This is a genomic window from Dorea sp. 210702-DFI.3.17 (assembly GCF_020560825.1).
GTDB classification, from domain to species: domain Bacteria; phylum Bacillota; class Clostridia; order Lachnospirales; family Lachnospiraceae; genus Dorea; species Dorea formicigenerans.
Window position 1 is genome coordinate 1 of record NZ_JAJCNB010000022.1, and the last position, 16,396, is coordinate 16,396.

Annotated in this window: 13 protein-coding genes; 10 read left to right on the forward strand and 3 right to left on the reverse strand. The window is 41.8% G+C overall.

Translation table 11 applies throughout. The features are described 5' to 3' along the window. Positions 1–65: 65 nt before the first annotated feature. From LI149_RS10640 to glgB, 6 genes are all read left to right on the forward strand, one after another. Positions 66–251 (forward strand): hypothetical protein, encoded by a 186-nt coding sequence (locus LI149_RS10640; RefSeq protein ID WP_168933497.1) that lies wholly within the window; start codon positions 66–68, stop codon positions 249–251. A 410-nt stretch (positions 252–661) separates the two neighbouring features. Further along, positions 662–2,941 carry a hydratase gene (locus LI149_RS10645; protein WP_227143336.1) on the forward strand — a complete coding sequence of 760 codons (2,280 nt, stop codon included), beginning with the start codon at positions 662–664 and terminating at the stop codon, positions 2,939–2,941. Between the two features lie 294 nt (positions 2,942–3,235). Next, positions 3,236–3,742, forward strand: coding sequence for an RNA polymerase sigma factor (locus tag LI149_RS10650; protein WP_168933499.1), 507 nt, complete (start codon positions 3,236–3,238; stop codon positions 3,740–3,742). Continuing rightward, positions 3,735–5,681 (forward strand): beta-propeller domain-containing protein, encoded by a 1,947-nt coding sequence (locus LI149_RS10655; RefSeq protein WP_227143337.1) that lies wholly within the window; start codon positions 3,735–3,737, stop codon positions 5,679–5,681. The genes LI149_RS10650 and LI149_RS10655 overlap by 8 nt, the downstream gene beginning before the upstream one ends. A gap of 132 nt (positions 5,682–5,813) precedes the next feature. After that, complete coding sequence (locus LI149_RS10660; protein WP_227143342.1) at positions 5,814–9,308, forward strand: hypothetical protein; 3,495 nt, start codon at positions 5,814–5,816, stop codon at positions 9,306–9,308. Positions 9,309–9,461: 153 nt separating this feature from the next. Beyond that, positions 9,462–11,369 carry a 1,4-alpha-glucan branching protein GlgB gene (gene glgB, locus LI149_RS10665; protein WP_005335073.1) on the forward strand — a complete coding sequence of 636 codons (1,908 nt, stop codon included), beginning with the start codon at positions 9,462–9,464 and terminating at the stop codon, positions 11,367–11,369. Between the two features lie 84 nt (positions 11,370–11,453). On the opposite strand, the gene LI149_RS10670 is transcribed toward glgB, so the two are convergent. The 3 genes from LI149_RS10670 to trmB form a co-directional block, all read right to left on the reverse strand. Next, a complete protein-coding gene (locus LI149_RS10670; protein WP_227143338.1) occupies positions 11,454–12,578 on the reverse strand; it encodes a DUF1002 domain-containing protein in 1,125 nt (374 codons plus the stop codon). Between the two features lie 138 nt (positions 12,579–12,716). After that, a complete protein-coding gene (locus LI149_RS10675) occupies positions 12,717–13,034 on the reverse strand; it encodes a co-chaperone YbbN (RefSeq protein WP_118145428.1) in 318 nt (105 codons plus the stop codon). Positions 13,035–13,269: 235 nt separating this feature from the next. Further along, positions 13,270–13,944 (reverse strand): tRNA (guanosine(46)-N7)-methyltransferase TrmB, encoded by a 675-nt coding sequence (gene trmB, locus LI149_RS10680; protein WP_173789500.1) that lies wholly within the window; start codon positions 13,942–13,944, stop codon positions 13,270–13,272. Positions 13,945–14,367: 423 nt separating this feature from the next. Between trmB and LI149_RS10685 the strand changes: the two genes are divergently transcribed. The 4 genes from LI149_RS10685 (at position 14,368) to atpH (ending at position 16,396) form a co-directional block, all read left to right on the forward strand. Next, positions 14,368–15,030, forward strand: coding sequence for a F0F1 ATP synthase subunit A (locus tag LI149_RS10685; protein ID WP_005335082.1), 663 nt, complete (start codon positions 14,368–14,370; stop codon positions 15,028–15,030). Between the two features lie 78 nt (positions 15,031–15,108). Continuing rightward, positions 15,109–15,327 carry an ATP synthase F0 subunit C gene (gene atpE, locus LI149_RS10690; protein ID WP_005335083.1) on the forward strand — a complete coding sequence of 73 codons (219 nt, stop codon included), beginning with the start codon at positions 15,109–15,111 and terminating at the stop codon, positions 15,325–15,327. Between the two features lie 51 nt (positions 15,328–15,378). Further along, positions 15,379–15,879 carry a F0F1 ATP synthase subunit B gene (atpF, locus tag LI149_RS10695; protein WP_005335085.1) on the forward strand — a complete coding sequence of 167 codons (501 nt, stop codon included), beginning with the start codon at positions 15,379–15,381 and terminating at the stop codon, positions 15,877–15,879. Beyond that, complete coding sequence (gene atpH, locus LI149_RS10700) at positions 15,860–16,396, forward strand: ATP synthase F1 subunit delta (RefSeq protein WP_117613738.1); 537 nt, start codon at positions 15,860–15,862, stop codon at positions 16,394–16,396. The genes atpF and atpH overlap by 20 nt, the downstream gene beginning before the upstream one ends.

Genomic DNA, 16,396 nt, shown 5'->3' on the forward strand with positions numbered 1-16,396 from the left:
GAAGTAGGAATGAAACATAGAAGTTTATAACTTTTTATAAGTTTTCAGTAACGGTAAAATCGAGTATGTGTGAAGCATTAAAAGAATTGATGGCAGAAGAATTTCAGGAAGTAAGAGATCAGGTAACAGAAGAAGTGACAGAACAACTCATTTGTAATGCGTATAAAAATATCGGTGATTTGGAAAAGGTTTCTGAGATACTAGGAGTACCTGTGGAAACTGTTAAGAAAGCAGTTGAAAAAGAAAAGTAAGAAAAGGTCTGACTTTTAAAAAGATTTAAGTAACAAAAGGGGAAGATTTCATAAGAAGGATTTGTGGAATCTTCCTCTTTAGGGTATTTGGTTAATATTTATAAAATAATATTTTGTGTTTTTAGTAGCTAAAATGTAAGGCGTTTTGACATTTTAAATTTGAGACAGTAATTAATTAAAGGTAAAGCTTTCGTTATGAAGAGTTAGATATTCCAGTAGATGAAAAAATCAGGGAGGAGTTGAATGATATGTGTAATTTATCAGAAGGTATTGAAGAAAAGGGAATGAAAAAGGGTGAATAAATGGTTGGACATATGTCATGTGATGTGCTAATATATACATGTATACAATCTGGAAATAAACGTAATTATTCAGAAGAATATAATTACAGGTAATCAGGAGGACTAGACATGTTGAAATTATATGACGGTGGTGCATATCTGGTAAATGGCACCGAGATCATTACAGACGAAGCAGAAGTAAAGGCAAAGACAGGCCGTGAGGTATCCAAGGAGGAAGCCAGAACGCAGACAATGGCTTACGGAATTCTGGACGCTCATAATACATCAGGCAATATGGAGAGACTGCAGATCAAATTTGATAAGCTGACATCTCATGACATTACATTTGTCGGAATTATTCAGACAGCGAGAGCTTCAGGACTGGAGAAGTTTCCAATTCCATATGTATTGACGAACTGTCACAACTCACTCTGCGCGGTCGGCGGAACGATTAATGAAGATGACCACATGTTTGGACTGACTTGTGCGAAGAAATATGGCGGTGTCTATGTACCGCCGCATCAGGCAGTTATTCACCAGTTTGCCCGTGAGATGCTGGCAGGCGGCGGCAAGATGATCCTTGGATCCGACAGCCATACCCGCTATGGAGCACTTGGAACGATGGCTATGGGTGAAGGCGGACCGGAACTTGTAAAGCAGCTCCTGAATAAGACATATGATATTAAGATGCCAGGTGTGATTGGAATTTATCTGGACGGAGAGCCGATCAAAGGCGTCGGACCACAGGACGTGGCACTTGCAATTATCGGCGCAACATTTGCAAATGGTTATGTAAACAATAAAGTTATGGAATTTGTTGGACCAGGTGTGGAGAAGTTAAGTGCTGATTTCCGTATCGGAATCGATGTTATGACAACGGAGACAACATGTCTGTCTTCTATCTGGAAAACAGATGATAAGATTAAGGAGTTCTATGAGATCCACGGCAGAAGTGAAGATTACAAAGAACTGAATCCTGGTGCAGTTACATATTATGATGGTATGGTCTATGTGAACTTAAGCGAGATACGTCCGATGATCGCAATGCCGTTCCATCCGTCAAATGTATATACAATCGACGACGTACGTAAGAATCTGAAAGACGTGCTTCACGATGTAGAGCAGAAAGCACTGGTGAGCCTGGATGGTGCTGTGGATTATTCACTTCAGGATAAAGTGATTGATGGAAAACTTTATGTGGATCAGGGAATCATCGCAGGATGTGCCGGTGGTGGATTTGAAAATATCTGCGCAGCAGCAGACATCATAAAAGGTCATTACATTGGCTCAGATGAATTTACATTTAGTGTATATCCGGCAAGTACACCAATCTATATGGAACTTGTGAAAAACGGTGCAGTTGCGGATCTTATGGAAGCAGGAACAATTGTAAAAACAGCATTCTGCGGACCATGCTTTGGAGCTGGAGATACACCGGCAAATAACGCATTTTCTATTCGCCACTCTACAAGAAACTTCCCGAACCGTGAAGGTTCCAAGCTTCAGAGTGGACAGATTGCATCCGTTGCACTTATGGATGCCCGTTCAATTGCAGCAACAGCAGCAAATAAAGGTTTCCTGACACCTGCAACAGATATGGACGTAGAATACAAGGGACAGAAATACCACTTTGACCAGAAGATTTATGCAAATCGTGTATTTGACAGTCATGGTGTGGCTGATCCGGATACAAAGATCAAGTTCGGACCGAATATCAAAGACTGGCCGGCAATGTCAGCACTTCCGGAGAATCTGGTATTGAAAGTTGTATCAGAGATTCATGATCCGGTTACAACAACAGATGAGCTGATCCCATCTGGAGAAACATCTTCTTACAGATCCAATCCACTTGGACTGGCAGAGTTTGCACTTTCCAGAAAAGATCCTGCATATGTGGGACGTGCAAAGGAAGTACAGAAAGCACAGAAAGCAATCGAAGCAGGCGAATGTCCGTTAGAGGTATTGGAAGAATTAAAACCGGTTATGGCAAAGATCCAGGAGAAATATCCGGAAGCAGGAAAAGGAAATATCGGAGTCGGAAGTACGATCTTTGCAGTAAAACCAGGTGACGGTTCAGCAAGAGAGCAGGCAGCTTCCTGTCAGAAGGTGCTCGGTGGCTGGGCGAATATTGCAAATGAATATGCGACAAAAAGATATCGCTCCAATCTGATCAACTGGGGAATGCTTCCATTTATCACAAAAGAAGACGACAAGAAATTAAGCTTCAAAAATGGCGATTATATCTTTGTACCGGAAATCAGAAAAGCAGTGGAAAACAAAGATGCAGAGATCAAAGCTTATGTAGTCGGAGATACATTGAAAGAAGTCACATTTACACTTGGAGATATGACAGACGCAGAAAGAGAGATTATTCTCAAAGGTTGTCTGATTAATTATTATAAGGGCTAAATAATCCGATAGGTAAAATTCACGTTCTATGTTCCGTTGCACTGGGAATTACGCTGAATTTTATCTTGCGCAGTATTTTCGGCGGTAATATAATTGAATAAACGAATGTAAATAAAAGGCGGCACTTATGAAAAAAAGTGACGCCTTTTTGTAACACTTGGGATATTTTGGGACTCTTATATGTAGAAGAAGTAATAATACTTTTTACACTGGGTATTGGGGAACGGCAATTGGATAAGTCAATGGAGGAGTGTGGAGAACTTCTTGAGAAAAACAAATTGAGGAGGAAAAAGAATGAAATGTGATGCAAAAGCATTTTCAAAGCTATATGAGCAGGTCTATCAAGACCTCTATCGCTACGCGCTTTGTCTGATGCGTGATCCGCATGAGGCAGAAGACGCGGTGAGTGCGGCAGTGTTATCTGCTTATGAACATATACATAAACTTCGAAAAGAAGAAGCTTTCAAGAGCTGGATTTTTACAATTTTGTCAAATACATGTAAGAAAAGATTGAAACAGGTGGCGAAAGAAGGAATACAGCAGACAGAAGATTTTTTCCCGGAAGGACAGGTGGAAGGAATTCATGAAGAAGATGTAGGACTTGCGATGGATGTGAGAAATGCATTTTTTATTCTTTCAGAAGAAGAGCAAATGATAGTCGGGCTGTCAGTGTTTGGCGGTTATAACAGCACAGAAATCGGGAAGATCCTAAGCCTGAAGCCGGGAACTGTCCGGGTAAAACGAAGCCGGGCGCTGGAGAAGATGCAGTGTGTGTTGGATGGGAGGACATTTTATGAATAAGAATGAGCAGGACATGATTCGGAAAATAAAGGAAAAGTCAGAACAGGTTCCGGTGCCGAAAGCGCTTGAACCGAGACAGATTGAAGCAAAGCTTGCAGGAAAGAAGAAAAAAGTGTGGACTCCGGCGAGAATCGGTGGGCTGGCAGCAGCATGCCTGGTGCTGATCGTGGGAGTGATGGTATATCAGAATTATTTTAAAATGGAAGACGCGACTCGAGATGATAAGATAGCATGCAGTGATGTGACGATCAGTGACAGTACGAAAGTAGAAAGTGCGGCGGAATATAAGGATGTCTATGCATATTTGGAAAAATATAAGAAAGATCAGGAAAGAGACAGTGCATACACTTCAAACGGGGCAAGATCATTGAATGATATAAGAGTCGATGAATCAGCTGACAGTAAGGCAAGCGGAGATGCAGCACAGAATATTGAAGAAAGCAGTACTGCAGCAGCGGACACCGGAATGGCAAGCGGTTCTTATTCTGAGACAAATGTACGTCAGGAAGGTGTGGATGAGGGGGATACAGCTAAAACAGATGGAACATACCTTTACGTGTTAAAAGATAAGAGCGATCAGATTGCCATTATAGATACCCGCGATAATCGGATGAAGCAAACGGCGACTATAACAGTGGAAGATGTTTCTGAAATCCAGGAAATGTATCTGGATATTGAAAGAAATCAATTAATCGTAGTGTGTGACGGTTATGTGGGCGGCAAATGGAATGATGATGATTATGGATATGGTCAGAGGGCTAATACGACCGCAGTAACTTATGACATTTCAGACCGGGAAAATCCAAAAGAAGTTGGCAGAGTCAGTCAGAGTGGATATTACAATTCTTCAAGAATTGCAGATGGATACTTATACTTATTCAGTGATTATTATGTAACACGTGATGGTATAACGGCGAAGAATCCGAAGTCCTATATACCACTTGTAAACGATAATCTGATTAAAGAAACAGATATCTGTCTTCCGTCCATTTCAAAGGCAGATATGTATTCGATCATCACATCAGTTTCTCTGGAAAATCCAAATGAGACAGCGCACAGTAAGGCACTTTTGGCAGACGGTGGTAATTTATATGTGAGCAACGATAATATTTATTTTTATGAAAATGTGTGGCAATATTCCGGAAAAGATGTGACGACAATCCGAAAAGTTTCTTATGAAAGTGGGAAATTGACGGCTGGAGCACAGTGCAAAATAGACGGCTATATTAATGATTCATTTTCTATTGATGAATATGATGGATATCTGAGAGTTGTAGTGACCGATGGCGACACGAACAGTGTTTATGTTTTGAATCAAGAACTGAAAGAAACTGGCTCCATCAAAGGTCTGGCAGAAGATGAGAGGGTGTACTCCGCAAGATTTATGGGAAAGGCAGGATATTTTGTAACATTTAAAGAGACGGATCCGTTATTTTCCGTTGATCTGTCGGATCCGAATAATCCAAAGATCATAGGAGCGTTGAAGATACCTGGATTTTCAGATTATCTGCATCCGTATGGGAAAAATAAGCTACTGGGTATTGGGATGAATGTTGATGAAAAAACTATGTCAACAGATGGCGTGAAATTGACGATGTTCGATATTTCTGATCCGAAAAATGTGAAAGAGGAGCAGACCTATGTCATTGAAAATGTGTACTATACAGATGTTTCTTATGATTATAAGGCAGCTTTAGTAGATGCAGAGAAAAATCTGATTGGTTTTGCTGCAGACAGCGAAGGCGGCCGGGAGTACTATACATTTTCTTACGACGAAAAACAAGGATTTACATGTACGATGCATGAGGAAATTAATGGAAATAATATGAGGATCACAAGAGGTATTTATATAGAAGATACGCTTTATGTTATCCAGGGAAATATTATAGAAGCGTATAGCCTGAAAGATTTCAAAAAAGTGGACGATATCATTTTGTAACATTTTTGTAACAAAATCTCGTATGTTTTTGACAATAAGACTAGTGTATGATAAACTTGTATCTGTAGAATTGTCAAAAAATTTGAGGTGAGAATATTGGATAAATATGAATATCGGGTAAAAACCGAGCAGATGCTCGAACATTACGAAAAGAAACAATTTAGAAAAGCAATGGAAATTGCCGATACAATAGACTGGAGAAGGGTGAAGAGCCCGGCAATGTTAAATACAGTAAGCGAAATCTACGAGAATAACGGGGAGTTTCAGAAGAGCCGTGATACGCTTATGATCGCATTTGACAGAGCACCGTCCAGCAGAAAGGTTGTGTATCGTCTGGCAGTACTTGCCCTGAAACTGAATGATCTGAATGAGGCTTCGGACTGTTATGAGGAATTTGTAAAACTGGCACCGAGAGATCCGAATCAATTCATTTTGAAATATCGGATTTTGAAGGCACAAGGGTCTGATCTGTCAGAACAGATTTCGGCACTGGAAGAATTTAAAAAGGCAGAATATATTGAAAAATGGGCGTATGAGCTCGCAAAGCTATATCATGAAGCAGGCATGACCTCAAAGTGCCTGGAAGAATGTGACGATTTGATCTTGTGGTTCAGCGAAGGAAAATATGTATATCAGGCAATGGAATTGAAGATGAAGTACAAACCACTGACACCACTCCAACAGGAAAAGTACGATGAGTATAAAGGCGTACCGAAAAAAGAGCCTAAGAAAGCAGTGGATAAAAAACCTGAGCGAGTTGCGCTTAAGGATGTAAAGAGTATTCCACAGGATACTGTATCAATTCCAAAAGAACAGATTAAAGCAGCGCAGGAAGCATCAGAAGCTGCGGAGGCAGAACAGCAGGAATCAGGAGCCAATACAACAGAAACTGTGGATGGTCTGGATGCAACGAGAAGAATTCCGACAGCAGAGCTTGGAGAAGCATTGAAGGCAATGGAAGAAAATGCCAAGGCAGACAAAGAAGTTCCGATAGAAGAATCGGTTTTAGAAGAACCAGTTTCAGAAGAGCCAGTTTCAGAAGAGCCGGAAGAAGCTGTTTCAGAAGAACCAGAAGTTGTAGAAATGGAAGCACCAGTCATTGAACCAATCGGAAAGGAAACTCCGGAAGAAGCTCGGAATGTCAGAGAGTTAGAAGGAATTCTTCAACATGCGGCAGAAGGACCAAAAAAGTCTATTACGACAGTTGTGAAGGGTGCGACACTTCAAGAAGCACTGGCTAATGGCGTGGCTATGGCGAGTGGAATTAATCCGGAAGACCAGAAGAAGATGGAGGAACGAGAAGAAGAACTCCGCATTGAAGGTCAGATGAAGATTGAAGACATCTTGATGGAATGGGAAGCCAAGCAGAAGGTAAATGCTGAGGCGATTGCAAAGCAAAAAGCATCCGATGAAGAACGACTTAGAAAAGAGAGAGAAGCACTGGAAGCCCGCCGTGAGGCAGAAAGACTTGAGGCAGAGAGACGCGAGGTAGAAGAAATAGCAAGACGGAAAGCAGAAGAAAAAGCCCGTCAGGAAGCAGAAGAGAAAGCACGCCGTGAAGCGGAAGAGAAAGCTCGTCTTGAAGCAGAGGAGAAGGCTCGTCGTGAAGCGGAGGAGAAGGCTCGTCGTGAAGCGGAAGAGAAGGCTCGTCTTGAGGCAGAGGAAGCAAGAAGAAAGGCATTGCTTTCTGATGATATCAGACAGCTTGTGGAAGAGCTGGAAGATCGTGTGACAGCACAGGAGAAAGAAGAGGAAAATTTTGATATAGAAGAGGAACTGGAGCTTGCAAAAGCAGAAGGGGAATCTGTTGAAGAAGAAATTGTAGATCAGTTTATTTCAGAAGAAGAGCTGGACGATATTGTGGAAGAACCTGAAGAGTCGGAAGAAGAACCTGAAGAAGAGATTGTTGAAGCAGTTTCGGAAGAAGAGGAGACGGAGGACGAGGATTCTGAGGATGAAGATGATTTCGAAGAGGAAGAGTTTGAAGACGAAGACTTTGAGGGTGAGGACGAAGAGTTTGAAGTAGAAGATGAAGTCGACGCTGTAGAAGAAATCGAAGAAGTACAAGAAGATGAAGAAATTCCGGAAACAGAAAACCAGGATGATTCGGAAGATAATTCCGAAGACGAGGATGATTTCGAAGACGAGGAATCCGAAGACGATGATTTTGAAGAGGAAGATGGATTCGACGAAGACGATTTTGACGAAGATGGTTTTGCAGATGAATTCCCGGAGGAAGATGAGGAAGAAGTAGAGGAATTCGATGCAGAGTGGAATGAATTCCCGGAAGATGAATCCGAGGACGAAGACGATTTCGAGGAAGAGGATGATTTCGAGGAAGAGGACGACTTCGAGGAAGAGGACGACTTCGAGGAAGAGGACGATTTCGAGGAAGAGGATGGCTTCGAGGAAGAGGACGACTTCGAGGAAGAGGATGATTTCGAGGAAGAGGACGACTTTGAGGAAGAGGATGACTTTGAGGAAGAAGACGACTTTGAGGAAGACGATGACTTCTATGAAGATGATTATGTAGAAGAGGACGATTACGAAGAGGATGACTTTGAGGAAGAGGACGACTTCGAGGAAGACGATTTCGAGGAAGAGGACGACTTCGAGGAAGAGGACGACTTCGAGGAAGAGGATGATTTTGAGGAAGATGATTTCGAGGAAGACGACTTTGAAGATGAGCTTCCTGAGATTCCGGATCCGGAAGACCTTGAAGGAGACTTGGAAATTGAAGAACCATCTGAGGAAGAGATTCAGCGCAGAATTAAGAAGTCAAAAGGAAGCGGAGTTCCATTTGATACCGGATTTGTTGTAACAGGAAGATATGACTTAAGTGCAACCAGTGAGATTGGACTGAAAGCCGGACTGACAGAGGAGCAGAAGAAATTATTCTCTTACTTCGTACCGGTCAGAGGAATGAGTGAACAGATTGTTGCAGTACTTGATAATGACAGACGTGCCCAGAGAGAGGGAACTTCAAGAACCGGTAACTTAATGATTATTGGCCGTAAAGGATCTGGAAAAACAGTACTTGCAGTAGATATTGTAAAAGCAATCCAGAAACAAAGAAATCTGAAACAGGGTAAAGTTGCTATTGTTACAGGTGAATCGCTGAATAAGAAGGAACTTGGCAATATTATCCAGAAGCTTCGCGGTGGAGCAATCATCATCGAAAAGGCTGGTAAGTTGAATTCCAGAACAATCAAGGAACTGAATGCATTGATGTCAAGAAAGACCGGAGAGCTTCTCTTTGTTCTTGAAGATCAGAGAAAACCTCTGGAGAGAATTATGACAGCTAATCCGGATTTCAAAAAGAAATTCACTTCTAAGCTTGAACTTCCGGTATTCATCAATGATGAGTTAGTAACATTTGGTCAGACTTATGCGAAGGAAAATGGATATAAGCTTGATGAAATGGGAATTCTGGCACTTTACAGCCGAATTGATGTAATGCAGCGTGAAGATCATGCGGTTACAGTTGCGGAAGTAAAAGAAATCATGGATGAAGCAATTAAACATTCACAGAAAGCAAATGTAAAGCATCTTGCAAGACGTGTATTTGGAAAATCTACGGATTCGTCAGATCGCATTATTCTGAAGGAAGAAGATTTTAAAATTTAATGATATAGTGAATGTAAGTGATGAAGCAGGGATACAATTGTAGAAAATTGTATCCCTGTTTTTTGTCTGGAATCGAGTGACATAGATTGAATTTTGTGTTCCGCTAAGGTATACTTAAGATATTGAAATCCGGATGAAATGTGAGGGAAGTTTATGGAGAAAGAATGGAAAGCTTATGAAATCGGAGAATTAGATCAGTACCTTTTCGGGCAGGGAAATCACTACGAAATTTATAAGAAGCTGGGTGCACATATGGTGGACGACGAAGGGCAGGAAGGAGTTTATTTTGCTGTCTGGGCACCGAATGCGAAATCAGTGTCTGTAGTGGGGGAATTCAATGACTGGGATCGCACAAGAAACCCTATGACAAGGGCGGAGTATATCGGAATTTACACATGCTTTGTACCAGGAGTAAAAGAAGGCATGATGTATAAGTTCTGCATTGAGACGATTACAGGGGAGTATCATATGAAGGCAGATCCGTATGCCAATTATGCAGAACTTCGTCCGGGTACAGCATCAAGAATAACGAATATTGAGAATTTGAAATGGACCGATAGTTCCTGGATGACTGCACGGGAAAAATGGAACCACAAAAAAGAACCAATGTCTGTATATGAGGTTCATATGGGTTCCTGGAAGAGACACCCAGGCACAGAGGACGAGGGATTCTATACTTATCGTGAGTTCGCAAAAGAAATTACAAAGTATATGAAAGATATGGGATATACGCATGTGGAGATCATGGGAATCGCAGAACACCCATTTGATGGATCATGGGGATATCAGGTGACAGGATATTATGCGCCGACAAGCCGTTATGGAACACCGGAAGATTTTGCGTGGATGATCAATTATCTGCATAGAAATGGAATCGGTGTCATTATGGACTGGGTTCCGGCACATTTTCCAAAGGACGAGCATGGACTTGCCGAGTTTGACGGAACAGCAACTTACGAGTATGCAGATCCAAGAAAAGGGGAGCATCCGGACTGGGGGACGAAGATATTTGATCTTGGCAAGAATGAGGTAAGGAACTTCCTGATTGCCAATGCACTTTTCTGGGTGGAGCATTTCCATATTGATGGACTTCGCGTTGATGCAGTTGCTTCTATGCTGTACCTGGATTATGGAAAGAAAGACGGAGAATGGGTTCCGAACCAGTATGGAGGTAATGAGAACCTGGAGGCAGTAGATTTCTTCAAGCATCTGAACACAGTTGTACTTGGAAGAAATCCGGGTGCACTTATGATAGCGGAAGAGTCTACGGCATGGCCGAAGGTAACCGGAGATGTAGAAGACGGAGGTCTTGGATTTAGCCTTAAGTGGAATATGGGGTGGATGCACGACTTTACGGAATATATGAAGCTGGATCCGTATTTCAGAAAAGACAATCATCATATGATGACATTTGCCATGAGTTATGCGTACAGCGAAGATTACATTCTCGTACTGTCGCATGATGAGGTTGTCCATTTGAAATGTTCCATGATCAATAAGATGCCAGGACTTGGATTTGATAAATATGCGAACCTGAAAGCAGGATATGCATTTATGATGGGACACGCCGGAAAGAAATTATTGTTCATGGGACAGGATTTTGCACAGCTTCGCGAGTGGTCAGAGGAACGTGAACTGGACTGGTATCTGTTGGAGGAGCCGGAGCATCAGGCAATTCAGTCATGGATGCGTGATTTACTCCACATGTATAAAAAGAAACAGGCACTTTATGAACTGGATCAGTCATGGGAAGGATTCGAGTGGGTCAATGCAGATGATGCATACAGAAGCATTTACAGTTTTATCCGCCATTCTAAAGATGGAAAGCATAACCTTTTGTTCGTGATCAACTTCACACCGATGGCAAGAGAAGATTACCGTGTAGGCGTTCCTAGAAAGAAGCAGTATAAGCTGATTCTGAACAGTGACGATGTGAAATATGGCGGAAATGGCGAGAAGAGACAGAACATTTATCATGCCGTGAAGAAAGAATGTGATGGAAGACCATATTCATTTGGATACAAATTGCCGCCGTATGGGGTAGCAGTTTTTGAATTTTAAAATGTATAATAAGAGAGGTGTGGAAGAGAAACAGGGAGATGGAATTTGATTATTCCATCTCCCTGCTAAAGTTATGAATTAATTTTATTCTGCGTTTGTAGAAGTGTCGTTATCAGCATTGTTGTCGGTGCTGCCTGTATCGGTGTTGTTGTTCGTATTTTCTTCGACTGCGTCAGTGCTATCTGTATTATCGGAGTTTTCGGTATCATCGCCTCCGAACAGATCCTTGAAAAATCCTACGATTTTATCCCAGAGACCTTCGTCTTTTGCCTGATTTACGGCATCGTTTGCTTTGCTTTTTACGGCATCTAATGTGCTGTCGATGATTGCATCATTTCCGAGTGCTGCATCATCCGTATTGTTAATAATTCCACCGCCAGAACTATCTCCGCCAAAGAAGCCTTTGATGGAGGACCACAAGTTGCTGAAGAATCCTCCAGATTTCCCGTCCAGGTTGTCGAGAGTCTTTTTCAGTGCTTTGACATCGTAGTCGTACTGGGAAATAGATTCCATCAGACTTGTGATTTTTGCAAGCTGGTCATCGGTCAGTGTAATTCCCTGCTTATCGGCTGCGTCAGAAATCGCGTCCTGAATATCGGACGGATCAGTCAGTTTATCTTCAATAACGGATTCTTTGACATCGTTGATCAGATCAGATGCTGTATCCTGACCGAGATCCTTGGCGAGGTCACCGGTTGTTACCAGCTCTTCTGTTGCAGTTGCTTTCTGGTCTTCGGAAAGTTCTTTCCCACTGGCTTTTTCGTAAGCCATCATAATACCTGTCAGTGCACCGGTTCCGGATACTTCAATTGGAGATCCGGCAACAACGTTACAGTTCTCAACGCCGGAAGTCAAAAGTGTACTGGCGATCATAGAACTTGTTACAAATGTTAGGTTTGCGACTTTTACCTGAATTCCGCCGCTGTCTGTCGGCTCAACATAAGAACAGCTATATGTTCTTGTACCAATCTGGGATTCGGTTGCGATCCCTTCCATATATTTTCTTTCGTCTGTGTTCGTGACTTCGATCGTGTCTACCTGATCGGCGGAAGTACCGAAGTATTTGTACATAGAAGCTTTCTGCTCGTCGGATAAGTTCGCTCCGAGAGTGACTACTTTTGCGCTGTCAGCCAGGGCAGTTACCGGCAGGCTTACAGATGCCAGAATTATTGCCAGGCTAAACGGCAGAACCCTTTTTAATTTTTTCATACTCATAATTATCCTGTGGTGTCAGACGCCACATCTCCTTTCTGTACCCCCAATAATAGCATACTTGTGTAAAAGTAAAAAGTAAAAAATTCTTAACTATTTCGAAAGATTTTGTTACGGCTTGTGTACATCTGTGGACTAAGACAGGATTTCCAGCATTCTGGATTCAAATGTGTGTTCATCCACCATTCCACCCATGACACTGATTGCCTTTTTATCTTTGAAGAGAACAAATGTCGGGACGATTTCCGGAGCGTATTCTGCGGCGAGTACTGCAGATTCTTCAATTTCGACTTCGCAGAACTTGATCTTTCCGGCGTATTTCTTTTCGATATCCTCCACGACCGGCTTCATCATGGCACATTTCCCGCACCAGATAGCGTAGAACATAACGACGACCGGGAGAGAGGTATCTTTTACTTCTATTTGAAAATTTTTTGCAGTTAAATGTAACATCAAATCAACCTTTCTGATCAGTGCCTTCGGCAGTCAGAACCGTGGTTCAGAATATCATATACTTCTTTCAGGGATTTCCTGAAACAATTGATCCACCTATGCAGACACCGATTTCGATAAGTGTATTCAAAAAACTTTTGTCGGAAGTTTTTTTTGTTATGACAATTTCGGCTCATGGCGAACAGACTCCGAAGGCTTTCTCATTAATAATATATGCGCTGTAGCGCTAAGAAAGTCACAGCAGACATCTTCTTTTAGCAATGAGCTTGCAGATCGGGTGATCCATGGATGAAAATTTCTCTTCATATTCTGTCATAATATTTCCAACGTTCATAATTTCATCATGGTGCAGGTCATAAGTACATTCGGAAATGCCCCATGTTTCGGATTCCCCTAAAGACTCAACGGAAAAATCAAAAAGATCACGGTTATCTGTCTTGAATTCTACCTGTCCGTCCTGGACAAGCAACTTGTCGTAACGTGCAAAAAATTCCGGTGATGTGAGGCGCCTTCTTGCATGGCGGGCTTTCGGCCATGGGTCGGAGAAATTCAGATAGATCCGGTCAACTTCATTTTCAGCGAACACATTTGCTATGTCCTGTGCGTCCATACAAATGAAGCGAATGTTTGGCAGAGTGCTTTCGTTTTCTTCTATATATATGTTTAACTTTTCCACAGCACGGAGAAGGACGCTTGTGTAGCGCTCGATTCCGATGTAGTTGATCTGTGGATTTTTCTGAGCCAGTGCCATGAGAAAACGGCCTTTTCCCATGCCGATTTCAATGTGGACCGGGTAGTCATTCTGGAATACATCAGATGCCCAGTGACCACGGAATTCTTCCGGAGTCTCGATAACCTGACTGCACTCTTTTAACACGCCTTCGGCGCGGGGTATATTTCTAAGTCGCATATATGCTCTCCTTATTTGTTGTATTTCTTTATTTGCAAACTTCCCAAATCCGGGAGATTCTTGCCTTGCCTTAGTTTACAGGCTTTGGCAAAAAAAGTCAAACTCAATGGTGTATAGCGGCCATATCTATATCATATTGCCGAAAGGAATATGCGTAACGACTAAAATTTTTCTGAAAAACACAAATAATTTGTGCAAATTTTCAACATGTTAAGGAGAAGGTATATAAAACGGGAGGAAAGTGACTAAATTTTGGACAAATGAAAAAACTCAAATAAGAGAATATGCTTAAAAAATTGTCAAATAAAGTAATTGTTAAGAAAAAAAGAAATGATTGACATTTAAAAAACAGGAGAGTAAAGTAATCACGAAATTTGAAGAAGAAAGGGAGGGAGTCATACGGAGAAATTAACAGAGAGTCTGTTGGAAGAGCTGAATTGTGATACAGCATTTACTATTCCGTTATTCGGGGGAATTAAGATTAGTGAATCCGTGGCGGTCACATGGATCATTATGGCTGTAGTTGTATTGCTGTGTGTCATATTCGTAAGGAATCTCAGTGTAGAGAATCCGGGGAAAGCTCAGCTTTTATTGGAATCCGCAATCGGAAAAGGAGTGGACTTCTTTGAAGATGTTATGGGCAAAGAAAACCGAAGATATATCCCATATCTGATCACGGTGCTGATCTATATCGGAATTGCCAATATCATTGGATTGTTTGGGTTTAAACCGCCGACAAAGGATCTGAATGTCACAATAGCGCTGGCTGTTATGAGTATGTGTCTGATCGAGTATTCCGGAATACATAAAAACGGATTAAAACACTGGGTCAAACATTTTGCAAAGCCGGTTCCGTTCGTCGCACCGATCATGGTACTGGAGATTGTAATCCGTCCATTGTCCTTGTGCATGCGACTGTTCGGTAATGTGCTGGGAGCATTTGTAATCATGGAGCTTTTAAAAATAGTAGCTCCGGCGATTATACCAATCCCGTTTAGTTTTTATTTTGATATATTTGATGGATTCTTACAGGCTTATGTATTTGTATTTCTGACGGCGCTGTTCATGAATGAGGAACAGGAGTAAAGCCGGAAGATAAGACGAACAGACTTAAAAGGGATTTAAGAAAACATTTTTAGACAAGAAGAAAAGGAGATTAAGATTATGTTAGTAGCAATTGGAGCAGGTATCGCAGTTTTAACAGGTTTAGGAGCAGGTATTGGTATTGGTCTTGCAACAAGCAAGGCAGTAGACGCTATCGCAAGACAGCCAGAGGCTGAGTCAAAGATCAGCAAGAACCTGATTCTTGGTTGTGCCCTTGCAGAGGCAACAGCTATTTATGGATTTATCATCGGTCTTCTGATTATCCTGATGCTGAAATAATTAGCAGTTCGTAAAGAAGCAGGAGAAAAGAAGAAAGGCAGGTGGGAAAAGGTGATAAAAGTAGATTTGAGCCTTCTCTGGACCATAATAAACCTTGTAGTCTTTTATCTATTACTGAAGAAATTCCTGTTCAAACCAGTTATGGGGATCATGGAAAAGCGTGAGCAGATGATTGCCGACGGACTGAAAAATGCAAGTGACAGACAGGAAGAGGCAGAGTCTCTGAAAAAAGAGTATGAGTCAGCTCTTTCCGGTGCAAAAGAGGAGTCGGTTAAAATCGTTGAAAATGCCCGTGTAGAGGCTAAGAGACAGTCAGATGAGATTCTTGCAGATGCGGACAGAAGAGCAGATGCCACGATCGAACGTGCCAGAAAGACCATCGAGACTGAGCGAAAGCAGGCACTGGATGGCGTTGAGACACAGATTGCAGGACTTGCAATGCAGGCAGCCAGAAAGATTGTAGATGAAGAGACAAGAAAACAAGGAAATCAGGCGATTTATGATCAGTTTTTGGAAAGCGTAGGTGACGCTCATGACGGCAAAGACGAGTAATACAGTAAAGTTCGTTCAGCCGGCAGCAAAGCGCTATGCAAGAGTTCTGTACGAACTGGAAATTCCGAAAGCAGATATTGAGAAAACAAAAGAAATCTTCTGTCAGGTACCGGAAGTATATGAAGTACTGTTAAATCCGGTAATTACGGCAAAGAACAAATACAGTGTTATCGAACAGATATTTCCAAAGTCTATTTGTAATTTCCTGAAGGTAACATGCGAGAACCAGAGAATGGGCATGCTTTGGGACATTTTCGAAAGCTATGATAAATATTGTGAGGAGCAGCAGCAAGTTATGACTGCGACTTTAATATGTGTAGACGAGCCAGACGAAGAGCAGGCTGAGAAGATGAAAACATTTATTATGGATAAATATCATAAATCGAAGGTAAATCTGGAGGTCGAAAAAGACCCGTCACTGCTTGGAGGATTTATCCTGAGAGCGGGCAGTGATGAATATGACTGGAGCATTCGTGGAAGAATGAACCGGTTAGAACAAAAATTGACCTGGAGGTGA